General features: G+C 60.5%; 28 protein-coding genes and 2 tRNA genes. 16 read left to right on the top strand and 14 right to left on the bottom strand.

Annotated features, from left to right (window positions below; all coding sequences use genetic code 11):
• Positions 1–22: 22 nt before the first annotated feature.
• Positions 23–98 (bottom strand) — tRNA-Lys (locus ACFPQ5_RS17010).
• Between the two features lie 70 nt (positions 99–168).
• Positions 169–684 (bottom strand): hypothetical protein, encoded by a 516-nt coding sequence (locus tag ACFPQ5_RS17005; protein WP_379758231.1) that lies wholly within the window; start codon positions 682–684, stop codon positions 169–171.
• A gap of 225 nt (positions 685–909) precedes the next feature.
• On the opposite strand from ACFPQ5_RS17005, the gene ACFPQ5_RS17000 reads away from it, so the two are divergent.
• From ACFPQ5_RS17000 to ACFPQ5_RS16980, 5 genes are all read left to right on the top strand, one after another.
• Positions 910–3708, top strand: a complete 2799-nt coding sequence (locus ACFPQ5_RS17000; protein WP_379758228.1) for a type VI secretion system Vgr family protein — start codon at positions 910–912, stop codon at positions 3706–3708.
• Positions 3708–4595, top strand: coding sequence for a DUF4123 domain-containing protein (locus tag ACFPQ5_RS16995; protein ID WP_379758224.1), 888 nt, complete (start codon positions 3708–3710; stop codon positions 4593–4595). Before ACFPQ5_RS17000 ends, ACFPQ5_RS16995 begins: the two co-directional genes overlap by 1 nt.
• Positions 4596–4729: 134 nt before the next feature.
• Entirely contained in the window at positions 4730–5035 is a 306-nt protein-coding gene (locus tag ACFPQ5_RS16990; RefSeq protein WP_379758221.1) for a hypothetical protein, read from the top strand.
• The gene (locus tag ACFPQ5_RS16985; RefSeq protein WP_379758218.1) at positions 5028–6065 is read left to right on the top strand and encodes a hypothetical protein; all 1038 of its coding nucleotides are present in this window, start codon (positions 5028–5030) and stop codon (positions 6063–6065) included. Before ACFPQ5_RS16990 ends, ACFPQ5_RS16985 begins: the two co-directional genes overlap by 8 nt.
• Positions 6062–6703 carry a hypothetical protein gene (locus ACFPQ5_RS16980; protein WP_379758215.1) on the top strand — a complete coding sequence of 214 codons (642 nt, stop codon included), beginning with the start codon at positions 6062–6064 and terminating at the stop codon, positions 6701–6703. The genes ACFPQ5_RS16985 and ACFPQ5_RS16980 overlap by 4 nt, the downstream gene beginning before the upstream one ends.
• Before the next feature lie 223 nt (positions 6704–6926).
• On the opposite strand, the gene ACFPQ5_RS16975 is transcribed toward ACFPQ5_RS16980, so the two are convergent.
• The 4 genes from ACFPQ5_RS16975 to ACFPQ5_RS16960 form a co-directional block, all read right to left on the bottom strand.
• A tRNA-Lys gene (locus tag ACFPQ5_RS16975) sits at positions 6927–7002 on the bottom strand.
• 59 nt (positions 7003–7061) lie between these two features.
• Positions 7062–8885: a type IV pilus assembly ATPase TfpB gene (gene tfpB, locus ACFPQ5_RS16970; protein WP_379758212.1), complete on the bottom strand. Its 1824-nt coding sequence runs from the start codon at positions 8883–8885 to the stop codon at positions 7062–7064.
• 18 nt (positions 8886–8903) lie between these two features.
• On the bottom strand, positions 8904–9686 hold the full coding sequence (locus ACFPQ5_RS16965) for a spermine/spermidine synthase domain-containing protein (RefSeq protein ID WP_379758209.1): 783 nt from the start codon (positions 9684–9686) through the stop codon (positions 8904–8906).
• 121 nt (positions 9687–9807) lie between these two features.
• The gene (locus ACFPQ5_RS16960) at positions 9808–10320 is read right to left on the bottom strand and encodes a glycine zipper 2TM domain-containing protein (protein WP_136218992.1); all 513 of its coding nucleotides are present in this window, start codon (positions 10318–10320) and stop codon (positions 9808–9810) included.
• A 368-nt stretch (positions 10321–10688) separates the two neighbouring features.
• Here ACFPQ5_RS16960 and ACFPQ5_RS16955 point away from each other — a divergent pair, with 368 nt between their 5' ends.
• From ACFPQ5_RS16955 to ACFPQ5_RS16935, 5 genes are all read left to right on the top strand, one after another.
• Entirely contained in the window at positions 10689–11087 is a 399-nt protein-coding gene (locus ACFPQ5_RS16955) for a barstar family protein (protein WP_379758206.1), read from the top strand.
• Positions 11088–11144: 57 nt separating this feature from the next.
• Positions 11145–11780 carry a phosphoribosylglycinamide formyltransferase gene (gene purN, locus ACFPQ5_RS16950; RefSeq protein ID WP_379758203.1) on the top strand — a complete coding sequence of 212 codons (636 nt, stop codon included), beginning with the start codon at positions 11145–11147 and terminating at the stop codon, positions 11778–11780.
• Positions 11781–11797: 17 nt separating this feature from the next.
• The gene (locus tag ACFPQ5_RS16945; protein WP_379758200.1) at positions 11798–13105 is read left to right on the top strand and encodes an RsmB/NOP family class I SAM-dependent RNA methyltransferase; all 1308 of its coding nucleotides are present in this window, start codon (positions 11798–11800) and stop codon (positions 13103–13105) included.
• Between the two features lie 18 nt (positions 13106–13123).
• Positions 13124–14392 (top strand): mechanosensitive ion channel family protein, encoded by a 1269-nt coding sequence (locus ACFPQ5_RS16940; protein ID WP_379758197.1) that lies wholly within the window; start codon positions 13124–13126, stop codon positions 14390–14392.
• Between the two features lie 187 nt (positions 14393–14579).
• Positions 14580–15788, top strand: a complete 1209-nt coding sequence (locus tag ACFPQ5_RS16935) for a DesA family fatty acid desaturase (protein ID WP_379758194.1) — start codon at positions 14580–14582, stop codon at positions 15786–15788.
• 51 nt (positions 15789–15839) lie between these two features.
• On the opposite strand, the gene ACFPQ5_RS16930 is transcribed toward ACFPQ5_RS16935, so the two are convergent.
• The 8 genes from ACFPQ5_RS16930 to ACFPQ5_RS16895 all read right to left on the bottom strand — a co-directional run bounded on the left by ACFPQ5_RS16930 (position 15840) and on the right by ACFPQ5_RS16895 (position 20291).
• Positions 15840–16877 carry a lysozyme inhibitor LprI family protein gene (locus ACFPQ5_RS16930; protein WP_379758191.1) on the bottom strand — a complete coding sequence of 346 codons (1038 nt, stop codon included), beginning with the start codon at positions 16875–16877 and terminating at the stop codon, positions 15840–15842.
• Between the two features lie 154 nt (positions 16878–17031).
• Positions 17032–17202, bottom strand: a complete 171-nt coding sequence (gene rpmG / locus ACFPQ5_RS16925; RefSeq protein WP_182991897.1) for a 50S ribosomal protein L33 — start codon at positions 17200–17202, stop codon at positions 17032–17034.
• A gap of 10 nt (positions 17203–17212) precedes the next feature.
• A complete protein-coding gene (gene rpmB, locus ACFPQ5_RS16920) occupies positions 17213–17449 on the bottom strand; it encodes a 50S ribosomal protein L28 (RefSeq protein WP_005665737.1) in 237 nt (78 codons plus the stop codon).
• Between the two features lie 175 nt (positions 17450–17624).
• A complete protein-coding gene (gene radC / locus ACFPQ5_RS16915) occupies positions 17625–18296 on the bottom strand; it encodes a RadC family protein (protein ID WP_379758187.1) in 672 nt (223 codons plus the stop codon).
• A gap of 93 nt (positions 18297–18389) precedes the next feature.
• The gene (locus tag ACFPQ5_RS16910; protein ID WP_379758184.1) at positions 18390–18881 is read right to left on the bottom strand and encodes an RDD family protein; all 492 of its coding nucleotides are present in this window, start codon (positions 18879–18881) and stop codon (positions 18390–18392) included.
• Between the two features lie 81 nt (positions 18882–18962).
• Positions 18963–19319: a hypothetical protein gene (locus ACFPQ5_RS16905; RefSeq protein ID WP_379758181.1), complete on the bottom strand. Its 357-nt coding sequence runs from the start codon at positions 19317–19319 to the stop codon at positions 18963–18965.
• Between the two features lie 10 nt (positions 19320–19329).
• Entirely contained in the window at positions 19330–19689 is a 360-nt protein-coding gene (locus tag ACFPQ5_RS16900; protein WP_379758178.1) for a TetR/AcrR family transcriptional regulator, read from the bottom strand.
• 116 nt (positions 19690–19805) lie between these two features.
• Positions 19806–20291 (bottom strand): RDD family protein, encoded by a 486-nt coding sequence (locus tag ACFPQ5_RS16895; protein WP_379758175.1) that lies wholly within the window; start codon positions 20289–20291, stop codon positions 19806–19808.
• A 206-nt stretch (positions 20292–20497) separates the two neighbouring features.
• Between ACFPQ5_RS16895 and ACFPQ5_RS16890 the strand changes: the two genes are divergently transcribed.
• From ACFPQ5_RS16890 to ACFPQ5_RS16865, 6 genes are all read left to right on the top strand, one after another.
• On the top strand, positions 20498–20953 hold the full coding sequence (locus ACFPQ5_RS16890; RefSeq protein ID WP_379758172.1) for an FKBP-type peptidyl-prolyl cis-trans isomerase: 456 nt from the start codon (positions 20498–20500) through the stop codon (positions 20951–20953).
• A gap of 5 nt (positions 20954–20958) precedes the next feature.
• On the top strand, positions 20959–21921 hold the full coding sequence (gene ispH, locus ACFPQ5_RS16885; RefSeq protein ID WP_379758169.1) for a 4-hydroxy-3-methylbut-2-enyl diphosphate reductase: 963 nt from the start codon (positions 20959–20961) through the stop codon (positions 21919–21921).
• Positions 21922–22118: 197 nt separating this feature from the next.
• Positions 22119–23054 carry a branched-chain amino acid ABC transporter permease gene (locus ACFPQ5_RS16880; protein ID WP_379758166.1) on the top strand — a complete coding sequence of 312 codons (936 nt, stop codon included), beginning with the start codon at positions 22119–22121 and terminating at the stop codon, positions 23052–23054.
• A 10-nt stretch (positions 23055–23064) separates the two neighbouring features.
• Positions 23065–24279 carry an ABC transporter permease subunit gene (locus ACFPQ5_RS16875; RefSeq protein ID WP_379758163.1) on the top strand — a complete coding sequence of 405 codons (1215 nt, stop codon included), beginning with the start codon at positions 23065–23067 and terminating at the stop codon, positions 24277–24279.
• Positions 24280–24292: 13 nt separating this feature from the next.
• The gene (locus ACFPQ5_RS16870; protein ID WP_379758160.1) at positions 24293–25060 is read left to right on the top strand and encodes an ABC transporter ATP-binding protein; all 768 of its coding nucleotides are present in this window, start codon (positions 24293–24295) and stop codon (positions 25058–25060) included.
• The gene (locus ACFPQ5_RS16865) at positions 25060–25782 is read left to right on the top strand and encodes an ABC transporter ATP-binding protein (protein ID WP_379758157.1); all 723 of its coding nucleotides are present in this window, start codon (positions 25060–25062) and stop codon (positions 25780–25782) included. Before ACFPQ5_RS16870 ends, ACFPQ5_RS16865 begins: the two co-directional genes overlap by 1 nt.
• The last annotated feature ends 66 nt before the right edge of the window (positions 25783–25848 follow it).

Raw genomic sequence — 25848 nt, 5'->3', positions numbered from 1 at the left:
GTTGGCGTTTTCGCTGAATCTTTGGTAGGCCGTGCGGGATTCGAACCTGCGACCAACGGATTAAAAGTCCGCTGCTCTACCAGCTGAGCTAACGACCCGAAGAAGGCAAGATTATAGCCGGACTCTTGCAAATGTCCAAGTACTTCCTGCGCATGCGCGCAAAAAGCCTCAGGTCTCGACGTGCTTGTCTTCCTCCTGGGCTTCTTTCATGGCTTCCGGTTCGAGCTTCTCGGCATCCACATTCGACCGGATGAACATGCCCCAGCTGATCAGGAGCACGGCCGCCGCCACGCCAATCGAGGCCACGTGCGGCAGCAGTTCGGGCTGCGTATGCAGGAACTGGAACACGCCGATCAGGCATTCGACGCCGAGCGACACCACCACCACGATCAGGAAGCGCGACAGGAAACGCCGCACCCGGGTCGGCGCGCTGACATGCACGGCCCGCTGCACCTCTTCTTCCAGCACGGTCTGCCCGAGTTCGAGCGCGGCCACGGCAATGGTCAGCAAGCCCACGCATTCCAGGATGAGCTTGAAGCGCTCCTGCACGGTCTGCTCGCCGGAGGGTGTCAGCGCGGCCCAGATCTCCATCCCGGCAAGCACGATCAGCGCAAAGCTGCAGACGAAGAAGAGCAGGGCGACGATGACGTAGCCGATGGAACTGATGCGATGCAGGAATTTCACGGAAGACCTCGCGTTGTCATGGTTGGCATGACCTTAGCAGGCATTTCTGCCTGGCTCTGTTCGGCACTGCACCCGGCGTGCATCCGCACATGTTGTCGAAATGCTTCAGTTGGCGAACGCCATGATCGGGCGCAAGCGCTTGTCGTGACGGTACTTGTATCGTGGCAACGCCCTTTCTATTCGGCCCACCCCATCATTGTCCATGCATAAGGAGCCCGTTCATCCATGACTAGCGCGCTGGTTTGGCAGGTCACCGACGTCTTGCAAGAGTTTTCGAGCAGCACCAGGCTGTACGAACTGTCGGTCCTGGATCCATCGTGCGGTTCAGGCGGCATGCTGGTCGAGGCCTTCGCCGCCGTCGAGGCCGTGCAGGAGCCGGGCTGGCGCGATGTCATTGTCCTGTCGACCAGTGCCCACCTCGACCAGGCGGCCCTGCTCGGGCAAACGGCCGCGCTGGACATCAGTCTCGCCGACGGCAGCCGCGCGCGTTTTACGGGTGACATCAATGAAGTGGCTATGCTGGGCAGCGACGGCGGCCTGGCGCGCTACCGCTTGCGCATCGTCCCGTGGATATGGCGGCTGGGACAGGTGCGCAACAGCCGCGTATGGCAAGACCGCAACGTGATCGAGATTGTCGACGCCGTCTTTTCCGCCTATCGACCGCTCGCGCGCTGGCGCTGGAGCGAGGAAACCTGCGCCTTCATGGAGCAGTCACTGCCGCGCAGCTATTGCTGCCAGTACCGCGAAACCGACCTCGACTTCGTCCAGCGCCTGCTGGCGGAAGAGGGCCTCGGCTGGCGCTGCGAGCAGGAAGCGGATGGCCTGGGCCTGGTCCTGTTTGCCGACAGCACCAGCCTCGGCGCCGTGCCCGATGACCCCAGCAGCCCGGTCCGCTACCACGGCGTGCGCTCGGTCGAGGCCAGCGATACGGTCCAGGCCCTGGTCGCACGGCGCCGCCTGCACGCCTCGCTCACCACGGTCCTCAGCTACGACTACAAGGCCAAGGGCGCCGTCGCCGCGAACTCGCCCGCCCGGCTGACGCAAGGCAAGAACTTGCCCCTCCTCGAATCCTACGATGCGCCCGGCCAGTATGCTTACGCCAACCGCGAACAGGCACGGCGCTACGCCGACCTGCGGATGCAGGAACAGGAAGCGCGCGCCGCTCTGTGGGAGGGCCGCTCGACCGTGCGCACCCTGCGTGCCGGCACGCGGCTCACAGTCAGCGACACGCCGCTCGGCCGCTTTGCGGAAGACGCCGCGTTCACGGTGTTGCGCGTGGCGAGCGTCGGCGTCAACAACATGCCGCCCGCCGCCCGGCACGCGCTCGCCGAACTGTTCGGACCGATTCCGGAACTGCTGGAAGAAGCGCTTGCGCGTGACGGTTTTCCCAACTTCGCGCCCGCCATCGCCCAGGCGCGCGCGACCGGTTACGCCAACTGTTTCGACGCCATGCCCGCCGAGCTGCCCTGGCGTCCGGACAGCCGCCAGTGCATCCAGCCCACTGCGCGCGGCGCCCAGAGCGCGATCGTCATCGGCGCCGACGGCAACGATCAGCCGAATGGCGCCGACGAACTGTACTGCGACCGCCTGGCCCGGGTGCGCATCCGCTACCACTGGCAGGACAGCGAGCAAGCCAGCTGCTGGGTGCGCGTGGCGCAGCGCTCGGCCGGCGGCGGCATGGGCAGCCAGTTCCTGCCGCGCATCGGCCAGGAAGTACTGGTGCAATTTCTCGAAAACGACATCGATCGACCCATCATCGTCGGGGCCCTGTACAACGGCCAGGGAGAAGGAGGCATCGCACCGACGCCAGGCGGCCAGCGTACGTCCGACCCCGCATCGCCTTTCGGCCAGGCGCATGATCACGCGCCATCCGGACAAGGCAACCTGGCCGGCGGCAACAGCCCCGTCTGGCACGGCGCTTCGGCTGACAATGCCGGCCACCGCAACGGCGCCGCCCAGTGGGGTATCCGCAGCAAAGAATTCGGCGGCGCGGGCTACACCCAATTACTGTTCGACGACACGGACGGGCAGGGCCGCATCCAGTTGCGCTGCACCCACGCCTCGACCGAGCTCAACCTCGGCCACCTGATCCACGCCGCCGACAATTACCGCGGCAGCTTCCGCGGACTCGGCGCCGAACTGCGGACCGACGCCTACGGCGCCGTCAGGGCGGGTGCGGGCCTGCTCATCACGAGCTACAAGATCCAGCACAGCGTCGGCGCCCGCGACGCAGCCGGTGAGCTTAACGCCGCGCTTACCTTGCTGAAGCAGGCAACGCAGTTGGCCGGCACTTTCAGCACTGCCGCGCAGACCCATCAGACGGTAGCGCTCGCCGCACACCTCGGCGCCGCCAAGGCCAGCTCCAGTGCCCTCGACGATAAATCCGCGCCGCTCAAGGCCATGCTTGCCAGCGCATCCGGTACGTCAGGCAAGGACAGCTTCGGCGCCGCCGATGCCGGACTACCGCATTTCAGCGATCCCCTTATCGCCATTGCCGCGCAAAACGGCTTCGCTGCAAATGCCGGGCAAAGCCTTCAATTGGCGAATGGCGAAACCGTGACCGTCATGAGCGGGCAGGACACGCAATTCGTCACCGGCGGGCAGATGCTGGTCCACTCCGGGCAAGCGATCGGCATGCTGAGCGGTGCCGTGAAAGCCGGCGAGGGCGGGCTTGGACTACAGCTGATCACGGCGAAGGATGCGATCGATATTCAGGCGCAGGCCGACGAACTAAAAGTGCAGGCGCGCGACGAGATCAACGTGATCAGCGCGAACGCGCATATCGATTGGGCGGCGGCGAGGCGGATCAGTTTATCGACGGCTGGTGGGGCGAACGTCACGATCGAGGGCGGGAATATTACGGTGCAGTGTCCGGGGAAGATCAAGGTGCATGCGGGGAAGAAGAGTTTTCTGCCTCCTAAGAAAATCAATTATAAACTCCCGGCTTTTCCGCAAGGTGTTTGTATTGAATGTTTGGCAAAACGTGCTAAACAACGATCTGCATTTATAAATAAAGGCTCCTAATGCAAAGCCCAAATTTCGATATTGTTTCATTTCAGAAATTGGCCAGCCAGGTTTCATCTTATAAATGGTATGTCATTGCGGACAGCGCTCAAGAGTGCACTCTTCCTAATGCTCTTGTTCAACCGGGCAACAATGCTAGGTCTCTATTTGAGGCGGCTCCAGGGACCAAACTAGCTGAGCACACTCCGCACTTGGTAGAAATGTGCTCCCCGATGGAGTACAGCAAAACGTGGCAGTGGATCTCTTTGAATGCGAAACGGAAACCATCTGTGATTGTTGTGGCTTCACTGTTGTCTTTTGAAGAAATCTTCGAACGCTTAGCGATCGTCAAAAATGTGATACTGCCCGACGGCAGCGATATGTTTCTTAGTTATTGGGACCCGGCGATTCTGGGAACACTTGTTGGAAACTCAGATGATCTTACCTTGCATGTCAAAGGACCCGTGCTGAACAAGACACAGCGAGCTACTCTTATCTTCAATTCTTCAGTATGGTGGTATTGGAATAGGGCCGGAGAGCTACAGATGATCGCTTCTGAAGATAGTTATTCACCAAGTTTTATATGCCCTTTCATACTCGATCAGCAACAAGTCGACGATCTTGTTGAGGCCAGCGTGCCTGATCATATTCTCTGTCACATCGAGCTAAAAAATTTTCATATTATTGAGAAAGTTCGATGCGACCAGCGTTATTCTTTGGTGCGGAAAGCATTGGGCGATGCGCGATCAATTGGATTGGGTTCTATGCGAGATATCTTGAACTATTGTTGTATCGCGCTTATTTATCGCGAGCGGATGAGGGAAGATCCTGAAATCCGTTATCTAATCAACAGTGTGAAGCAAGGGCGCATAACTTTTTATGAAGCCATGCAAGACTTCCCCGATTGATAGTATCCCGCAAATTCCTAGTTCTAGTAAATTCTCAATATTGGAAATATCAACAGTTTTACTTCGATCAAGCATGATTGTGGCAATTTTCGAGTGATTAATAGTTGCAAACCTATTAAACGTGGATCTGGAAAATGAACGGTATTTCTATTCAGAGTATAGTGGCAGAAAATGAGGATGTGCCTGATGTAGCGCCGGGTCCTCGTCAAGATTGCTCTAACGGATTAGGTAAATTTGATGAGCAATTTCATCTTATTGATTGCGAAAACGGTGTTGAAATGCGGGGCGTTGATTACAGAATTACCGCATCGACGGGAGAAGTTTTTGAAGGTACGACGAACGCAAATGGTTTTACAGAGAGGATTTTTACTATTGGCCCTGCAAAACTTAAAATTGAAGTAGTCGCGTTCGACCTGGAAGGAAGGGTCGACGATGAATGAAAAAGTTAAGGGCGAGAAGTTAGGTGAGGCAGGCGGTAAAAGCTTAAGCAAAATCACTGCCAAATCCGACTGCGCTGGATCTACAAATAAGATAAAAGGTTCATTGGTGAAATGCGAGGTAAAGCTGGATTCCGGAGAGTGGATATCGCCTGCCGCCGGTTCTACTTATAAGATCGACGCGGACGCCGCATTTCCAGATGTATGCTTTGAAATAAAAACGGATGTATCAGGTCCCTATCATTGGTTTTGGCAAATAAAGTGGAGCGCACTAGCCTGTCCTCAGCGGCGAGATAGGAAAAGGTATAAGCAGAATAAAGTAAAATTATACTCAATGAATGGTCAGTTCATTTCCGATTCTAAGCAATGGAAAGCCAACTTGGACAATAAAATTGTTGGTGGCGAACTAACTGTTCGAGTGGAGGCGGCGTCTAAAAAGTTTGTAAGACGAGTTGAAATCCTTGGAACTGAGCCTGGTGAGGCTAGAGTAAAAGCGGAGCTTGCTCAATTTAGCTCTGCTCAATCGCACGAGGCTGAATTGGCAAGAAAAATATTCAAGCAAGAATCAAAGTTTTTCCAATTTTATTCGGATGGGGAACCTTTGGTCTCCTTCGATAATGGCTATGGTTTAGGACAAGCTACTAACCCAGTGCCATCCTTTGAGCAAGTTTGGAATTGGAAGGAACACATACGCTATATCGTCACAACTGTGATCAAAGAGAAAAGGATATTGGCTAAAAAATACCTAGATAAGCATGGCAACTACACCACTGAAGATTTAGATATGGAAACCTTGGTTCACTACAACGGTGCAAATTACCACTATTTAGTATGGGATCCTAATGGAGAAAAGTGGATTAAGAACGAGAAGGTTCTATGCGATCCAGAACAGTCAAATTCAGGATGGGATATGAGCAGCGATGCTAATAAAAATAAGTCCTTGAGGGAACTCCAAAAAGGTGAGGGCGGCAAACCAAAATATACGGGGCGTTGCTATGCTGAACATATAAAGGAACAGGAATCAAAAAAATGAGAACTTTGATACAGACCGTACTTTTATTGCTCATTGTAATTACTACCAATGCTTTAGCGGCAGATGCGGCAGTTGCTGGGTTGGGCTGCAAAGATCAACGCGCTGGAGACAAAGTTAGTGTCTTTGATGAAGGCTGTTTAAATGGCCTGAATTATCGAATATATTACAATAAGAAAACGACAAGTATCGTTGTTAAAAATAAAAATAAAGAGGTGACGCTTCAGAAAATTCCGAAGAGATACGATCCGGTAATCGTTGGGGCCGACACATTTATCGGATTTCTTCCTGATAAGCTTCAAGTTTACAAAGATATTGGGATTCTTGCCTACATCTCATCAATCAGAACTAGTGGTGGGGATGGTAAAGGACAATGCGGAGCTGGAGCAGAGATATTTTTAAATTTCCTAAATATTCAGCATCGAATGGCGCCTAAAGTTTTATCAAAAATATTGATAGGAAGCTGTAGTGAATCGATCGAAATTATGGATCAAGATTTATCAAGCGGCATCTTGGGGAGGCTCTTTGTGATTGACAAAAAATTGTCACTTCAATTTATGAATTATCCAGAAATCGAGGGTTACCCGACGGCTAGCATCTCAACCGATCTTAAGCACTTGGAATTCAAAAGCGAAAGATGATTGTAAATCTTCTAAGGCATAAACTTCGAAGTCATATTGTTTAGACACTATGACGATACCACTAGTGGTAGTCTAAGGCGAACTAAGCCATGTTCGTGTTGTAGAGTGGAGGATCCACTGCAAAGCGGATATGCTGTGTACCTAAGAAATCTAACGCAGACGCAACAAAACAAAAAAGGCGCCATGATCACTCATGGCGCCTTCATTGCTGCTACTAAATTCGTGGTAGGCCGTGCGGGATTCGAACCTGCGACCAACGGATTAAAAGTCCGCTGCTCTACCAGCTGAGCTAACGACCCGAAAGAGGCAGCATTATAGCTGGCGATTCGCGTTTGCGCTAGTGCCAACTAACCGAAACCTAAGCAGCCGACAGCGCCGCCGTCACCTTTAGCACTTCCTCGGCCGTCGTCGCACCCTCGATAATCTTCATCGCCCCTGCAATCCGCAGCGGCTTCATGCCATCCTGCACGCTCTGCTGACGCAAGCCAGTCAGGTCGACCGACTCGCCGATCAGCCGGGTAAACGCCTCGGACACCGTCAGCAATTCATACAGTCCGGTACGCCCACGGTAACCCGTCTGGCGGCATTCAGGACAGCCGATTGGACGATAGACCGTCGCCGGCTTCGGCAAGTTCCAGCTTCCGCCAAGGCTTTGCCAGACGTCGTCGCTCAGCTCGCCATCGGGCGCCTTGCAGTCCGGGCACAGGGTGCGCACCAGGCGTTGGGCCATCACGCCGATCAGGGTCGCTTCCAGTAAGTAGTCGGGCACGCCCAGTTCGAGCAGGCGCATTACGGCCGAAGGGGCGTCGTTGGTGTGCAGGGTGGACAGCACCAAGTGGCCCGTCAGCGCGGCCTGGATCGCCATTTCGGCGGTGGCGAGGTCGCGGATCTCGCCGACCATGATGATGTCTGGATCTTGCCGCATCAGCGCGCGCACGCCGTCGGCGAAGGAGAGGTCGATGCCGGGCTGGACCTGCATCTGGTTGAACGATGCTTCGACCATCTCGATCGGGTCCTCGACCGTGCAGACGTTGACTTCGTTCGTCGCCAGCGCTTTCAAGGTCGTGTACAGCGTCGTCGTCTTGCCCGAGCCGGTCGGGCCGGTGACGAGGATGATGCCGTGCGGACGGTTCGTCAGCGCATCCCAGCGCGCGGCGTCGTCGGGCGGAAAGCCGAGTTCCGGCAGGGTCTTGACGACGACTTCGGGATCGAAGATACGCATCACCAGCTTTTCGCCGAAGGCGGTCGGCATGGTCGATAAACGCAGCTCGACTTCCTGGCCGCTAGTGGTGCGGGTCTTGATGCGGCCGTCCTGCGGGCGGCGCTTTTCGATAACGTCCATGCGGCCCAGCAGCTTGATGCGCGCCGTCATCGCCAGCATCACGGCCGCCGGCACCTGGTACACCTGGTGCAGCACGCCGTCGATGCGGAAGCGGATGACGGCGATCTCGCGCTTCGGTTCCAGGTGGATGTCCGACGCGCGTTGTTCAAAGGCGTAGCCCCACAGCCAGTCGACGATGTTGACGATGTGCTGGTCGTTGGCGTCGAACTGTTTATTCGCCTTGCCCAGTTCGACCAGCTGCTCGAAGTTGTTGCGTAGCGCCAGGTCCTGGGCATTGGTCTTGCTCGCGTCGCGGATCGATTTCGCCAGGCTGAAGAACTGGGAAATGTATTGCGCGATGTCGAGCGGATTGGCCAGCACCAGTTCGATGCGGCGGCGCGCGACCTTGGCGATCTCGGCCTCCCATTCAGTGGAAAACGGGTCGGCCGTCGCCACCGTCAGCGTCGTCGCGCTGATGTCGACCGGCAGGATATTAAAGCGTGCCGCGTAGCTGGCCGACATCACGTCGGCCACCTTGGTGAAATCGATTTTTAATGGATCGATGCGGATGAAGGGCAGGCCGACCTTGGCGGCGCACCATTCGCTCAAGACGTCCAGCGTCAGCAGGCGGTGCGGCGGCTGGTGCGAAACCAGCTTGCACTGGGCAACGCTGGTCAGCGGGTGCATCGAGCCGGCCGCATTCTTGAGGATGCCCTGGGCCTGGGCGAAGTGCGCCTTTACTTTATCTTTTTCGACGATGCCGTCGGCCAGCAGCCACGAAAAAATGGTTTGCAGGTCGAGCCGGCGCGGGCGTGCCGGGCTGCGGGGGAGGGAAGCGGGCTGGGGTGCGTTGGCGTTCATGTTCCCTCGTCGTTTAATTTATCGCGCGGCCTGGATGCCCTTGACCCACGATTTCGCCGGCAGTTTCGTTGCCGCGACAATGGCGGCTGCGCGGGCGGCCAGCGTGGCATCGTCGAGCGCGGGCTTGGTCTTGAAGCACAGGGCAACGACGTTCCCGTCGTGCACCTCGGGCAGGCAGATCACGTGGTCGAAGGCGAATCTCATCGCCTTGATGTTCTTGTTGTAGCTCGGATGGTCGCCGAACAGGTTGACCGTCATGATGCCTTGCTCGCTCAGGCAGTCGTTGCAGGCAGCATAGAATTCGGGCGTATCGAGCACGGGGCCGCGCGCGGTGGCGTCGTACAGATCACATTGCAGCACGTCGTAGAGCCCATGGTTGGCCGGGTCTTCGACGAAGTCGAGTGCGTCCATTTCCAGGATCTGCAGGCGCTCGTCGCACGGCGGCAGCTTGAACATCGTGTCGCAGATGGCGATGACCGAAGGATTGAGTTCGACGGCCGTCACCTGTGCTTCCGGAAACTGGCGATAGCAATATTTGGTGAGCGTGGCCGAACCCAGGCCGAGTTGTGCGATCTGACGAGGGGACTCGATGTACAGCATCCAGGCCATCATCTGCTGCGCGTATTCGAGTTCCGGCCAGTCGGGCTTGCGGATGCGCATGGCGCCCTGCACCCATTCGGTGCCGAAATGGAGATAGCGCACCCCGTCCTGTTCGGACAGCGTCACGGGGGCGAATTTGGGTTTGCGCGCGGGACGGCGCGAGGATTCGGCTTGTTCGATGGACTTGCGTTTGATGAGCATAGGGCGACCTGGTTGAATCGTCCTATTATCAGAGATGGGGTTCCCGCTGCGCAAGCGCAACGGGAAGAGGTCGGCGTGGAGAAGGAGGGGGCGTTCTCCCCGCCGATGGCAAGCTTACAAATTAATACTGGTCCGGCTCGACCGACACGCGCAGGCGGATGCGGTTGCCCGGGTCGCGCTGCATGAAGGCGGTTTCGGTCCGGCCGCGGTATTCGTAGGTCACGTCGTAGCCGGTGGTGCGCTGTTCGAAGGCGTCGACGGTGCGGCACTGGCGCACGGCCTGTTCCTGGACGCCGTTGTAATCCTGGCGGCCATTGTTTTCGACACGGTCGCCGACCATGGCGCCGGCAATCGCGCCGGCCGCTGCCGCTGCGACTTTACCGTTACCGCTGCCGACCTGGCTGCCGAGCAGGGCGCCGGCGATGCCGCCGACCACCGAGCCGCCCGTGCCGCGCTGCTGCTGGACCGGCACTTGCTGGTATTCCGTGCGGCATTCCTGGCGCGGCTGGCGGATTTGCTCGACGCGTGGCTGTACGCGCACCACGCGGCCGAAATCCTCGAATTCGGCGGCCTGGGCGAGCGGCAGCGCGCACAGTCCCAGAGCGGAAATCATCAGTTTGGTTTGCATGTTCATAAGGAACCTCGTCGTTGGTGCTGCATTGGAAGGATTCACGTCCACCCATGTATGTTAATCCTCTTGCGCCCGCATAAACGATCTGTGTGGCAACAAAATGTAACAGCGATGCATATACCTCGGCATGGCAGACAGAATGGCAAAAACACGCGAAACGGCCCCGATTCCGCCCCAAAAGCGCCACTTTCTTTCGAATTTAGGGCGTAAGGACACATTCGGGTTGCTTCGGCTACCACAAAACGTTACCCTTACAGGTTCAGGGTTATTGGCGCGTGGAAACGATTTAGGAGAGCAGCGTTACCGACCGGGCGCGTATGGTGAACGGCCCTGGCGATTCGAACCACACACCAGGTCGACTTGAGGGAAAAATGAGTATGTTGATGAGAGTGCCGTCCAATCTTGTGCAGTCGATTCGCGCCTACCGTGTGCCGGAACTGCAGGAAGAAGCGGCGCGACTGGGCCACCATTTCCTGTACGCGCACTGCGCGAACACGCTGACCAAGCAGCAGGTGTGCGCCCGCATCGGCGAAAATTTCTATTTCACCAAACCCTGCAGCAAGAACTTCGACGCCCTGCGCAACTGTCTCACCAATACCGTTTCTGAAGCAGGTAGCCAGCCGGGCTTCCTCGTCGTACTGGAGCAATTGCCAAACACCCAGAAATTCGACAAGGAAGCGCGCGAAACCCTGCTCGACGTCTTCCGCGACGCGGCCGAATTCTGGGCCGAAAAGAAAGTGCCGTTCCGCGTATTCTATTCCTTCGAGTAGGCTGTCAAGCCTCCCGAGGCTGCGGCCGCGACAGGGGCTTGCGGTACAATGCGCGCTATGAAAAACATCGTCATCCTCATTTCCGGCCGCGGCAGCAACATGGAAGCGGTCGTGCGCGCCGCGCAAGCGGAAGGGTGGCCGGCCCGGATTGCGGCAGTGATCAGCAACCGGCCCGATGCGGCGGGATTGGCGTTCGCGCAGGCGCGCGGCATCCCGACCGCCGTGGTGCCGAGCAAGTCATTTAGTAGCCGCGAAGCCTTCGATGCGGCCCTGCAGCAGGAAATCGACCGTCATGCGCCCGACCTGGTCGTGCTGGCTGGCTTCATGCGCATCCTGACCGCGGGCTTCGTCGAACATTACGCCGGGCGCATGCTGAACATCCATCCGTCGCTGCTGCCGGCCTTCCCGGGGCTGGCGACGCATCGGCAGGCGCTGGAGGGTGGCGTGCTCGAGCATGGCGCGACGGTGCACTTCGTCACCGCCGAGCTCGATCATGGCCCGGTCGTGGCGCAGGCGCGCGTTCCCGTGCTGCCGGGCGACACCGAGGACACGCTCGCCGCGCGCGTGCTTGCTGAGGAACACAAGCTCTACCCCTATGCCGTGCGCCTCTTCGTCGAGGACCGGCTCAGTATCGAACATGGCGACGTGCGCGTCCTCGACCCGCAGCTCGCCGATACCATCAGTCATTCGTAGTTTATTCAAGGATTTTCATGAGATTGCCACCAGCAATTCTCGGCAGCACCGAAGAGGTGCTGCGCGAGATCTTGCGCTTTACGGCCCCGGCCGACGTCACCCTGTCGCGCTATTTCAAGGACCACCAACGTCTCGGCTCGCGCGAGCGCGGCGTCGTTGCCGAAGCGGTGTATGCCGTGTTGCGCAATAAAACCTTCTTCACCGAATTCGGCGGCACCGGCGGCACGCCCTCGATGCGCCGCCTGGCCCTGCTGGGACTGGCCGAAACCGTCGGCATCGACGCGCTGAGCGGCCTGCACGAGGACGAAACCGAATTCCTCAATCGCATGCAGCAAATCGACCGCAGCCTGCTGCCGCCGCTGGCCCAGGCGAACATGCCGCAGTGGCTGTTCGACAAGCTGGTGGCCCAGTTCGGCGAGCCGGAAGCGAAGGAATTGTCGGCCGTGCTGAACACGCCGGCGCCGCTCGACCTGCGCGTCAATTCGATCAAGGCCAACCGCGACGAGGTCATCGCCAAGCTGGCGGAGGCGCCGATCGCCGCCGAGCCGACCCCGTACTCCCCGCTCGGCCTGCGCATCAAGAAGAAGCCGGCCCTGCAGAACCTGCCGCTGTTCAAGGAAGGCGCAATCGAGGTGCAGGACGAGGGCAGCCAGGTGCTGGCCCAGATCCTGGCCGCGCGCCGCGGCGAGATGGTGGTCGACTTCTGCGCCGGCGCCGGCGGCAAGACCCTGGCGCTGGGCGCGACCATGCGCAACACCGGCCGCCTGTACGCTTTCGACGTGTCGGAAAAGCGTTTGAGCAAGCTCAAGCCGCGCCTGGCGCGCAGCGGCCTGTCGAACGTGCACCCGGTCCTGATCGCGCACGAACGCGATGCGAAAATCAAACGCCTGGCCGGCAAGATCGACCGCGTGCTGGTCGACGCCCCGTGCTCGGGCCTGGGCACCCTGCGCCGCAACCCGGACGTCAAGTGGCGCCAGCCCGAGACCGCCGTGGCGGAAATGCAGGAAAAGCAGGCCTCGATCCTGGACGGCGCCGCGCGCCTGCTGAAGGGCGGCGGCCGCCTGGTGTACGCCACCTGCTCGCTGCTGAACGAAGAGAACGATGTCATCGTCGAGCAGTTCCTGGCTTCGCATCCGGACTTCGAGCTGGTGCCGATGAGCAAGGTGCTGGCCGAGCAGAAGATCGATCTGGAGATGGACCAGTACCTGAAATTGCTGCCGCACAAGCACAACACCGACGGCTTCTTCGCCGCCGTGCTGGAGCGTAAGCCGATGGCTGCGAAAAAGCCAAAGGCCGAAGCCACCGACGCTGCTGCTGACGAGTAATTGAGGAGCCCCGCACCGATGCCGATCACCGACCTGCTACAGGACCTGCTGGAAGACATCAGCAATCCACGTATCCTGTGGCAGGCGTTGGCCATCGTCGGCGCGGTGCTCGTCGGCCTGCTGCTGGCGCGCCTCATCCGGCGCAGCTGGCTGCACGAGGACGATTCCCAGAACGCAATCCGCCGCATCGGCGTGGAAGGTTTCGGCCGCGTGCTGGCGCCGCTCCTGATCGCGGCCCTGGTCTGGGGTGCGAAGATCGCCCTGCAGAAGCATCAAAGCGTGCACCTGCTGCGCGTGGCCTTGCCTTTGTTCACCTCGATGGCGCTGATCCGCATCGTGTTCTACCTGCTGCGGCGGGTATTCGCGCGCCATGGGCCCCTGGGCACGGCGCTGCAGACCTTCGAGAAGATCCTGGCGCTGGTCGTCTGGGTCGGCGTTGCGCTCTACCTGACCGGCATGTGGCCGGACATCATCCAGTTCCTTGACAGTAAAGTGCTGCCGATCGGCAAACACAAGGCGACCCTGCTGGACATCCTGCAGGGAGCCGTGTCGGTCGTCGTGCTGATGATGCTGGCCCTGTGGGCCGGTGCGGCCATCGAGGAACGCCTGATGGGCCTGCAGGGGATGCACACCTCATCGCGCGTGGTGCTGGCGCGCGTGGCGCGCGCACTGCTGCTCCTGATCTCGGTGCTGGTTAGCCTGAACCTGGTCGGTCTCGACCTGACCGTGCTGTCGGTGTTCGGCGGCGCGCTCGGCGTCGGTCTCGGTCTCGGCATGCAACGCATTGCCAGTAACTACGTGTCGGGCTTCATTATCCTCCTGGAACGCAGCCTGTCGATCGGCGACCCGATCACGGTCGACAAGTATTCGGGCCGTGTGGCTCGCATCAACACCCGCACCACGGTCCTGCAGGCGCTCGACGGCACGCAAACCCTGCTGCCGAACGAGATGCTGATCACGGGCGTCGTGCTGAACCAGGCCGCCACCAACAAGGCCGTTCGCCTGAACACGCGCATCACGGTGGCCTACGACAGCGACCTGGACGAGGTCATGCGCCTGCTGGTGCGCCAGGCGGACAACGTCGAGCGCGTCATCGCGGACCCGGCGCCGTCGGCGCAATTGAACGCCTTCGGCCCGGCCGGCTACGAGCTGGAGCTGGGCTTTTCGATCGTCGATCCGGAGAAGGGAACCGGCGGCGTGATCTCGGCCGTGAACAAGAATATCTACGCACTGGTGCATTCGGGCACTATCCGTTTGGGCTTGCCGCCACAAATTGCTCAGGTTTGATGCACATCTGCCATGAATGTGGCGCACATTTCGCATTTCGACGCAATTTAGCTGCGTTCGTCATGCCGTGCGTCACTGGAAGTGCGTAGAATGCGTGCTTGGCGATCCGGCCTGTTCCGGTCCGCCCCTGCGACCCTCTCCCAGAAAAGACGGCGTGCACCAGACAGCAATTACTCTTGGAGCCTTAATGAGCTTTAGCAACATCCTGCATTCCGTACTGGAATTCCTGAACACCGGCCTCATCGGCCTGAGCGGCTGGGAAGTCGTTCTGTACACCCTGGTCGTGACCCATATCACGATCGCCAGCGTCACGATCTACCTGCACCGCCACCAGGCGCACCGCGCACTCGAGCTGCACGCGATCCCGAGCCACTTCTTCCGCTTCTGGCTGTGGCTGACCACTGGCCAGGTGACCAAGGAATGGGCGGCCATCCACCGCAAGCACCACGCGAAATGCGATACCGAGGAAGATCCGCACAGCCCGGTCACCCGCGGCATCAAGAAAGTGCTGCTGGAAGGCGCGGAACTGTACCGTGCCGAAAGTAAGAACCTGGAAACCATGGCCAAGTATGGCCACGGCACCCCGGACGACTGGATCGAGCGCAACCTGTACACCAAGTACAGCTGGTTCGGCGTCGCCGCGCTGCTGGTGATTAATTTTGTCCTGTTCGGCGTCATCGGCATCACCATCTGGGCGATCCAGATGCTGTGGATTCCGATCACGGCGGCCGGCATCATCAATGGCCTGGGCCACTGGTGGGGTTACCGCAACTACGATTGCAGCGATGCGGCCACCAACGTTTTCCCATGGGGCATCCTGATCGGCGGCGAAGAACTGCACAACAACCACCATACCCACGCCACTTCGGCCAAGCTGTCGAGCAAGTGGTACGAGATCGACCTGGGCTGGGGTTACATCCGCGCCCTGGAAATGCTGGGCCTGGCCAAAGTAAAGAAGGTCGCGCCGGAACCGAAGTTTGCGAAAGACAAAGTCGTGGCCGACCTGGAAACGCTGCAGTCGGTGATCACCAACCGCTACGACGTGATGGCCAAGTATGCCAAGTCGGTCAAGCACGCCTTCCGCGAGGAGCTGGACCACCTGAAGGACAAGGCCCAGCTGGAAAAACGCTTCCTGAAATCCTCGCGCAAGCTGCTGCAACGCGAGCCGGGCAAGCTGGAACTGGTGCACAAGCAGCAGCTGATCGAGCTGTTCAAGCACAGCAAGGCGCTGGAAACGATGCACCAGATGCGCGTGGAACTGGGCGCGATCTGGGAGCGTTCGCACTCGACCCGCGACCAGTTGCTGCAGCAACTGCAGGACTGGTGCGCCCGTGCCGAAGCCTCGGGCATCAAGTCGCTGCAGGAATTCTCGCTGCGCCTGCGCAGCTACGCATAAGCGCTTCGGCCTTGCAATGAACAACGGCTCCTGCGGGAGCCGTTTTTATTTTCAGATGCGCTTCAGCTGGGCGACGCGCTGGCGCGTCAGCACGGCTTTTACGGCGGCGGCGTCGACGGGCAGGCGTGCGGCGGCCAGAAACGGTTCCCAGGCATCGCGGTAGGCCAGCCAGGCACGCTGCGCATCGCGCACAGCGGCGCGCTTGACCGTCGAGCTGCGAATCCGCTCCGGATGGTTCTCCTGCTCGGATGGCGTCGCCAACACCTTCTGGTACACCTCGTTCAGCTCGCGATCCAGCTGCGCCAGCCGGGCCGGGCTGGCAGGGGGCAGCTTGCCGCTTGCGGCCTTGAGCAGCGTGTCCAGGAACTCCTCGGCACGGCGTCCGCTGTGCCGGAAGGTGAAGCCGGCGCCGCCCGTTCCCGTCATGTCCACTTCGCCGGCCGCTTTCCGGGTGAAGGCCGCGGCGGCTGCACGCAAGCGTGCAAACGGCTGCCGGACCGCGGATGGCAGGCTTGCCGCGAACCGGTCGAGGTGCGCGGCGCGGACATGCTCGGCGCGGTTCTGGCTGATGGCGGCGCAGACCCCACCCATGCGTCCGCTCGTGATGTGGTCGCACAAATCGAAAGGCTGGCGGTCGGCGGCGGCGGCGGGGGAGGCCAGGTAGCCGACCCGTAGTTCCATCTCGGCCTTTGCGCTGTCGAGCTTGCACGCGTGATAGATCGCGCGATCGGGATTGCGCGCGACGCCATAGCCGTTCGCGTACAGCATCATCAGGACGGCGTCGTCGCCCGTCGCTTCGGCGCAGTCGCGCACCTCGCGCCACTCGGCGTTCGAGGTGCTGTCCTGGTCCCGTTTCAGGTAGTACAGGTCGCTCGCATTGCAGCGCATTTTGGCGGGGGCGGGAGCCGGGGGCGGGGCGGCATGCAGCGCGCGCACGCAGTGGGCGTACCAGTCCTCGCTCTTTTCGAAATCGATGCCGAAACCTTCGGTATTCGGGTAGGCGGCAGCCTGCGGGGACGCATGCGCGGCGCCGGCCCACACCAGCAGGACGGCCAGGACGGCGGAACGGAGGACGTGAGGGCGTCGCATGGCGGAGGGTTTGTCGGGTTACGAACCCTGCCACTATACGCATTCAGGATTGCTAAAAATGCACCAATTGTCACACATGGTGCATAAACAGCCGGATAAACAAAAAAGCCGCGCACTTGCGTGGGCGGCTTTTCTTGTACAGCTCCAGGACCAATTACTTGATCTTGGTTTCCTTGTACGGAACGTGCTTGCGTGCTTTCGGGTCGAACTTGATGATTTCCATCTTCGCCGGCATCGTGCGCTTGTTCTTGGTGGTGGTGTAGAAGTGACCGGTACCTGCGGTCGATTCCAGCTTGATTTTGTCGCGGCCAGTTTTTGCCATGATAGCTCCCTAATTAGACTTTTTCGCCACGAGCGCGCATGTCGGCCAGAACGGCGTCGATGCCCAGCTTGTCGATGACGCGCAGGCCGGCGTTGGACAAACGCAGCGAGACCCAGCGGTTTTCGGATTCCACGTAGATGCGACGGTTCTGCAGGTTCGGCAGGAAACGACGCTTGGTTTTGTTGTTAGCGTGGGAGACGTTGTTGCCAACCATCACACCCTTGCCGGTAACTTGGCAGACACGTGCCATAGTGCACTCCTTAAAGATAAACTTCCGAATTCGGAAAAACGAGAGTATAGCGTGAAAACCATCGCGGAATCAATCACTTGCGAAAAACAATTGTGTCTTGATCATGCGCTTGAATTTAACAATTGTAAAAACGCTGCTAGCGCCTTGTTTTGACGCAGTTAATTGAACGATGAGGCTACAGCTGGCCGTGCTCGGCAAAGGAGTGCACCTGTGTTCCCGCCACCACAAAATGGTCGAGCACGCGCACGTCGATCAGGGCCAGCGCCTGCGCCAGGGCACGTGTCAGCTGCAGGTCGGCCTGGCTCGGCTCGGGCACGCCGGACGGGTGGTTATGCGCCAGCATCACGCCCGAGGCATTGCGGCGCAGGGCAGCCATGACGACTTCGCGCGGATAGACGCTCGTCTGGGTAAGCGTGCCTTTGAACATTTCCTGGGCATCGATCAGGCGATTCTTGACGTCCACGAACAGGACGACGAAGGACTCGTAGGCCTGCAAGCCGAACTTGGCGCGGAGATAGGCTTTGACGGTGTCGGGCGAGCACAGGGCCTGGCGAAAGAATTCTTCCGAGATCGCACGGCGCGACAATTCCATGACGGCCTGCAGCTGCGCATATTTCGCCAGGCCGAGGCCGTGCACCTGCGAGAATTCCTGGGGTGTCGCATGCAGCAAGCGCTGCAGCGAGCCGAAGTGCTCGAGCATGTGGCTGCCGAGCTCGACAGCACTGCGTCCGCGCACGCCGACGCGCAGGAAAATCGCCAGCAATTCGGCGTTCGACAAGGCCGCCGATCCTTCGCGCGCCAGCCGTTCGCGCGGCCGGTGCTGTTCCGGCCAGTCGTTGATGCCCATTTGCACTCCACACGAATAAAAGAGGAGGGCCGATTATGGGCATCCGGGCGCAGGCGGTACTGATCTGCCGCTGAGGTGCGGCAGGACGGCGTTTCAGCGCGGCGTGTCCTTGCCGGCGTGTTCGAAACTGACGGGCCGCGTACCGCCACCCTTGCGCCGGATGACGACGGTGCCTGCCAATTTATCGTGCCAGCCCTGTTTTTTCGGGTCGAAGGCGACCCAGATGAGGCCCAGGCCCAGCGGGATCGTCGACACGTAGTAGCCGAGATAGCGTCCGATCGCCTGGCCCGTGCCTGGCTTCTTGCCGCTACGGGCATCGACGACCTGGGCCGAAATCGCCATCTTCCCTGGCGTTGCGCCGCGCGCGACCCAGAAGGCGATCGCCGCGATGGCCGGCAGCAGCCAGGAAATGAGGAAGTCGGCCGGACCCTGGATCAGCCGCTCGCTTTCCCCGTATTCGCTGCCGTAGACCATCCTCAGGAGCGGCACCGTCAGAAAAAGCACCAGGACCGTATCGATCAGCGCAGCGCCGACGCGGACCCAGAAGCCGGCGTATTCAAATTCTGTTTCATCGACCACGGTCATGCTCAATATGCTCCAATAAGCGCGGCCGGAGTGGCCGCGACCCACGGTAGCATCATGGGAGGCCGCGCGCAATGGATGCGCTTAGTGCGGCGCGATCGCGTGGCTCACCTCGGCCGCGGTACGGCGTGCGTCTTCCACGCCGAGGACGATGCGGGACCACTTCTCGTTCGCCAGTTCGATCACGACCGGATGGGTCTTGGGGCCGATGAAGACGAATTGCCGGTCCCCATCCTTGTAATACGTGCCGGCGTGCAGGATGCCGGGCAGACCGGTTCCCGGGGCGCGCAAGCCCAGCGCGCGGCCGCGAAAACCCTCGTCCTCGCTGGCGCCGCGCACGTTCGCCAGCGGAATGCGGATGCTGCGCTGGAGCGAGGCGAGCGCTTCCCATGCCTTCAGGTGCACGACCAGTTCGTCCTTCGTCAATTCCAGTACGGGCATGGCTTTCCTTTCAGTCGAGATGGTTCAGCAGGCGCGCGCCGAGCAGGTGCGCGGTATCGGTGCCGGATTCGAGGATCGCCTGGCGGCACAGGCCGGCAATGGGCGTATCGTCGGAAGCCAGTTCCTTCAGCGCGACGATCAGGAGATCGACCGCGGCGGGCCTGGTTGGCCAGCCCGAGACAAGTGCGGCCGCCAGCACCTTCTCGAACAGGTTCCGTTTCGAGCCGAAGGCTTTATAGAGGCTGCCGCGCTGCAGGCCGGTGGCGGTCAACAGGTCGTCGATCGAGGCGCCGTTGTAGCCCATGCGCGCAAACAGTTCCGCAGCCTGGGCGAGGACGGTCTCTTCTGCAAAATTCCGGGGACGGGCCATGCGATCGGTTCCAGCGTGAGGTTGACGAGCCCATTCTGCCAATTCTGGAACGGGCGGTCAACAACTATTCTGGAACGATCGGTAAATAACTTTGGGAGGCGCATAGGCGGGGAGGTTCAGGCCACGGGGCCGGAAAGCGGCGCATCGAAGCGTACCGGTTCCGAGCTCGCCTTGCGCCGGACGACGACCGTGCCGGCGAGCTTGTCGTGCCAGCCCTGTTTGCGTGAATCGAAGACGATCCACAGGAAACCGAGGCACAGCGGCAGCGCCGACACGATATACGAAACATAGCGGATCAGGAATTGCTTCGTACTTGGCTTGGCGCCGGTTCGTGCGTCGACGATGGTGGCGGCAACGGCCATCTTGCCGGGCGTTTTGGACTTCATCAGCCAGAACGACAGTACCAGGACCGCAGGCAGGACATAAGAGATGAGTGGCTGCATTGGTCCCCAATATGCATTCGGGTCTTCCAGGTAGGTCAGGCCATAGGTCATCAGCAGCAAAGGATAGGTCACTGCACACAGAAGCACGCCATCGAGGAGATAGGCGCCGACGCGCCGCCAAAAGCCTGCATAGATCAGTTCCGATTCCGGATGTGTCATCGTTGTCTCCTGAGTAGTAGGGTGATTGCTTGCGGGAAATCAGAACGACAGTAGCATTGAGCGGGCCGGTAGTGCTGTTGAAAAACGCACGAATATCAAAATGTTTGCTTGTCATCAGGCGCGATGCGCGGGCGCGACACTCGGGCGGGAACGGACACAAGGCTTTACAATAGCGGTTTGCCCGCTTTACGAAAAACGCGAACACCATGTCCAACGCTTCTCCTGCTGTCGTCACCGAATCGGCCTACCTGACCCTGCATTACCGCCTCGCCGGCGCGGACGGCACCGACATTGTCACCACTTTCGGGACCAACCCGGCCACGCTGATGCTGGGCCAGGGCCAGCTCGCGCCCTTCCTCGAAGAACGCCTGCTCGGCATGGCCGAGGGTGAGCACAAGACTTTTACCTTGTCGGCCGCCGAAGGATTCGGCGAACGCAATCCGGAACTGATCCAGTGGGTTTCGCGCCAGACGCTGGAAGAGAACTCGGTGCCAGACGCCGACTACAAGGCGGGCGACCTGGTCGACTTCGCCGCGCCCGGCGGCGGCCGCTTTGCCGGCATGCTGCGCGAAATGGGCGAGGACGCGGCGCTGTTCGATTTCAACCATCCGCTCGCCGGCCAGGATTTGCAGTTCGAAGTGAAACTGATTTCGGTCCTGTAACAGGAATGACTATGGAAAACGTGGAAAACGAGATTCTTCTTGCCCAGCCGCGCGGCTTCTGCGCCGGCGTCGATCGTGCCATCGAGATCGTCGAACGCGCCCTGCAGCAGTTCGGCGCGCCGATCTACGTGCGCCACGAGATCGTCCACAACAAGTATGTCGTGGAAGACCTGCGCAACAAGGGCGCGATCTTCATCGAGAACCTGGACGACGTCCCGGCCGGCAATACGCTGGTATTCTCGGCCCACGGCGTCTCGAAAGCCGTGCGTGCGGAAGCCGACGCGCGCGGCCTGAAGATCTTCGACGCCACCTGCCCGCTGGTCACCAAGGTGCACGTCGAAGTGTCGAAGATGCGCAAGCAGGGCGCCGAGATCGTCATGATCGGCCACGACGGCCACCCGGAAGTCGAAGGCACGATGGGCCAGGCGGAAGAGGGCATGCACCTGGTCGAAACCGTCGAGGACGTCGCTACGCTGCAGGTGGCGAATCCGGACAATCTCGCCTACGTCTCGCAGACCACGCTGTCGGTCGATGACACCGCCGAGATCATCGCGGCCCTGAAAAACCGTTTCCCGAGCATCTCGGAGCCGAAGAAGGGGGACATCTGCTACGCCACCACCAACCGACAGGAAGCCGTGAAGTTCATGGCGCCACAGGTGGAAGTGGTGATCGTGGTCGGCAGCCCGAACAGCTCGAACTCGAACCGCCTGCGCGAACTGGCCGACAAGCTGGGCACGCCGGCCTACATGGTCGACCAGGCCGAGCTGATCAATCCGGAATGGATCGCCGGCAAAAAGCGCATCGGCCTGACTGCCGGCGCCTCGGCCCCGGAGGTGCTGGTGCAGGCCGTCATCGACCGCCTCAAGCAACTCGGTGCGGCCAGCGTGCGTGCGCTCGAAGGCGTGGAAGAGAACGTGACCTTCCCGCTGCCGAAGGGCCTGGACGGCGCCAAGGCTGAGCTGGCATAAGTTTTGCACTATTTCGATAGGAAGGCGGCACCAATTTTCCGTTGTTAGTTTTTCAAAAAGCTCGCTATGATGGCGACGCTCGGAATTTTTGTCGTGGCAACTGTTTTTGCTGACAGAAGCAAGGCCAGGCCAATGAGCGGCACTTCGGGATTCTCGGAGTGCCGTTTTTGTTATCGAAATCTAGAGGTGCGGAAACGATGGAGACTTTTGTCCAGCAGATACTCAACGGGCTGGTGCTAGGCAGCATGTATGCACTGGTCGCGCTTGGGTACACGATGGTCTACGGGGTGCTGAACCTCATCAATTTCGCCCACGGCGACGTGCTGATGATCGGGGCGATGGTCGGCCTGTCGATCCTGCAACTGCTCGAACACTATTTCCCCGGCTTGCCCGGCTTCGTCCAGCTGGCCGTCGCCATCCTCGGCGCGATTCCCGTCGCGATGCTGGTCAATGTGCTTATCGAACGCATCGCCTACCGCCGCTTGCGCAATGCGCCGCGCCTGGCGCCCCTGATCACCGCGATCGGCGTCTCGATCCTGCTGCAGACCTTCGTGATGGCCATGCCTTGGTGGGGCCGCAGCCCGCTGCCGTTCCCGCAACTGCTGTCCTCCGATCCGATCATGTTAGGAGGCGCCATGATTTCGCAGACCCAGGTCTTGCTGCTGGTGCTGGCCGCGCTGGCCATGGTGGGGCTGGTGCTGCTGGTTGAACGCACCAAAATGGGGCGTGCAATGCGCGCCGTGGCCGAAAACCCGCGCGTGGCCGGGCTGATGGGCGTCGATTCGAACAGCGTCATCGTTGCCACCTTCGCCATCGGCGCCGCACTGGCCGCCGTGGCCGGCGTGATGTGGGGCGCCAACTACGCCTCGATCACCTTCACGATGGGCGTGCTGCCTGGCTTGAAAGCTTTCTGCGCGGCGGTGCTGGGCGGAATCGGCAACATCTACGGCGCCATGATCGGCGGCCTGCTGCTTGGCATCATCGAGGCGCTCGGCGCCGGCTACATCGGCGACCTGACCGGGGGCTTCCTCGGCAGCCATTACCAGGACATCTTCGCCTTCGTGGTGCTGATCCTGGTGCTCACCTTGCGTCCGTCCGGCATCATGGGCGAGCGCGTGGCCGACCGCGCCTAAAGGAGACGTCATGGCCTTCCTGACTTTCGACGTCCACCACAACAAGCGCCAGGCCTATATCACGATGGGCCTGCTGCTGGCCGCGATGCTGGCTTTCCCCTTCTTTGCCGCCCAGTACGGCAACTCCTGGGTGCGCATCATCGACATCGCGCTCCTGTACATCATGCTGGCGCTGGGCCTGAACATCGTGGTCGGCTTTGCCGGCCTGCTCGATCTCGGCTACATCGCCTTCTTTGCGGTCGGCGCCTATCTGACCGGACTATTCTCCTCGCCGCAGTTCGCGGCGCTGCTCGAATCGGTGGTGAACTATCACCCGGCGATCGGCGAATCGCTGGTGGCGCTGTTCGGGCCGGAGATCCAGCAGAACGGCATTCATTTGTCGGTATGGGCGATCGTACCGCTGGCCGGCCTGGTGGCGGCCCTGTTCGGCGCGCTGCTGGGAGCGCCGACGCTGAAGCTGCGCGGCGACTACCTCGCCATCGTCACCCTCGGCTTCGGCGAGATCATCCGCATCTTCATGAACAACCTGAACGACCCGATCAATTTCACGAACGGGCCGCAGGGCATCAACATGATCGATCCGATCCGCATCTTCGGCGTCTCGCTGGCCGGCGAAGCGGGTTCGCAATCGACGGTCTACATCGGCGGCTACGGCATGCCCTCGGTGAACGCCTACTACTTCCTGTTCCTGTTCCTGTGCATCGCCACCATCTTCGTCACCAGCCGCCTGCAGCATTCGCGCCTGGGCCGCGCCTGGGTCGCGATCCGCGAGGACGAGATCGCAGCCAAGGCCATGGGCATCAACACGCGCAACGTGAAGCTGCTGGCGTTCTCGATGGGCGCCTCCTTCGGCGGCGTGGCCGGTGCCATGTTCGGCGCCTTCCAGGGTTTTGTATCTCCGGAATCGTTCTCGCTGACCGAATCGATCGCGGTCCTGGCGATGGTGGTGCTGGGCGGGATCGGCCACATCCCGGGCGTGGTGCTGGGCGGCGTGCTGCTGGCGGCGCTGCCGGAAGTGCTGCGCCACGTGGTCGAGCCGGCGCAAATGGCGATGTTCGGCAAGGTGATCATCGAAGCCGAGGTGCTGCGCCAGTTGCTGTACGGCCTGGCGCTGGTGGCGATCATGCTGGTACGCCCGGCCGGCCTGTGGCCTTCGCCGAACAAGGAAGACCGCCCGAATGTCGCCAATGCGCGCGAAGAAGAACAGGAGGCGGCCGCCGTCTGAGGCGCCGACACCCATGAGCGACTATCTCCTGAATATTTCCGGCGTCAATAAACGCTTCGGCGGCTTGCAGGCGCTGACCGACGTCGGCATCCAGATCCGGCCCGGCCAGGTGTACGGCCTGATCGGCCCGAACGGCGCCGGCAAGACCACCTTCTTCAACGTGATCACGGGCCTCTACCAGCCCGACAGCGGCAAGTTCGAGCTCGCCGGCAAGCCGTATTCGCCTTCGGCCCCGCATGCGGTGGCCAAGGCGGGGATTGCGCGCACCTTCCAGAACATCCGCCTGTTCGGCGAGATGACGGCGCTGGAAAACGTCATGGTCGGGCGCCACGTGCGCTCGAAGCAGGGCGTGTTCGGCGCGATCTTCCGCCACAAGGCGGCGCGCATCGAAGAAGCCGCGATCCGCGCCCGGGCCCAGGAATTGCTGGACTTCGTCGGCATCGGCCAGTTCGCCAACCGCACGGCCAAATACCTGTCCTACGGCGACCAGCGCCGCCTGGAAATCGCGCGCGCCCTGGCCACCGATCCACAGCTGCTGGCCCTGGACGAACCGGCGGCCGGCATGAACGCCACCGAAAAGCTGGCGCTGCGCGAGCTGCTGGTGAAAATCAAGAACGAAGGCAAGACCGTGCTGCTGATCGAGCACGACGTGAAACTGATGATGGGCCTGTGCGACCGCATTACCGTGCTCGAGTACGGCAAGCGCATCGCCGAGGGCGTCCCGGCCGAGATCCAGAAGGATCCGGCGGTGATCGCGGCCTATCTGGGAGGTGCTCACTGATGAGCGACAACGTACTGAAAATCAGCGGCCTGAAAGTCGCTTACGGCGGCATCAAGGCAGTAAAAGGCATCGACCTGGAGGTCAACAAGGGTGAACTCGTTACCCTGATCGGCGCTAACGGCGCGGGCAAGACCACGACCCTGAAAGCGATCACCGGCACGCTGCCGGCCTGCAAGGTCGAGGGGACGATGTCCTATCTGGGACAGCCCCTGGGCGGCACGCACTCCTTCCGCCTGGTGCAGCAGAAGCTGGCCATGGTGCCGGAAGGGCGGGGCGTGTTCACGCGCATGTCGATCCACGAGAACCTGTTGATGGGCGCTTATACGCGCGACGACAAGGCGGGGATCGAGGCCGACATCGATAAATGGTTCAGTGTGTTCCCGCGCCTGAAGGAACGTTCGAACCAGCTGGCCGGCACCTTGTCCGGCGGCGAGCAGCAGATGCTGGCGATGGCGCGCGCGCTGATGTGCCATCCGACCTTGCTGCTGCTGGACGAGCCGTCGATGGGGCTGGCGCCGATCATGGTCGAGAAGATTTTCGAGGTGATTCGCGACGTGTCGCAGCAGGGGATCACGATTTTGCTGGTCGAGCAGAATGCCAAGCTGGCCTTGCAGGCGGCGCACCGGGGGTATGTGATGGATTCCGGGGCAATCACGATGACGGGGAATGCGCAGGCGATGCTCAACGATCCGCGGGTGCAGGCGGCGTATTTGGGCGAGTGATTGCAGACGCAGAATCGTAATGCATGCGGTGACCGGCGGGCATGCCCGCCCTACGATGTGCGGCTG

The sequence above is a fragment of the Massilia suwonensis genome (genome assembly GCF_042655665.1).
Lineage (GTDB): Bacteria > Pseudomonadota > Gammaproteobacteria > Burkholderiales > Burkholderiaceae_D > Telluria > Telluria suwonensis.
Note: the sequence above shows the minus strand (reverse complement) of the source record. Positions and strands in the feature narration are given on the sequence as shown.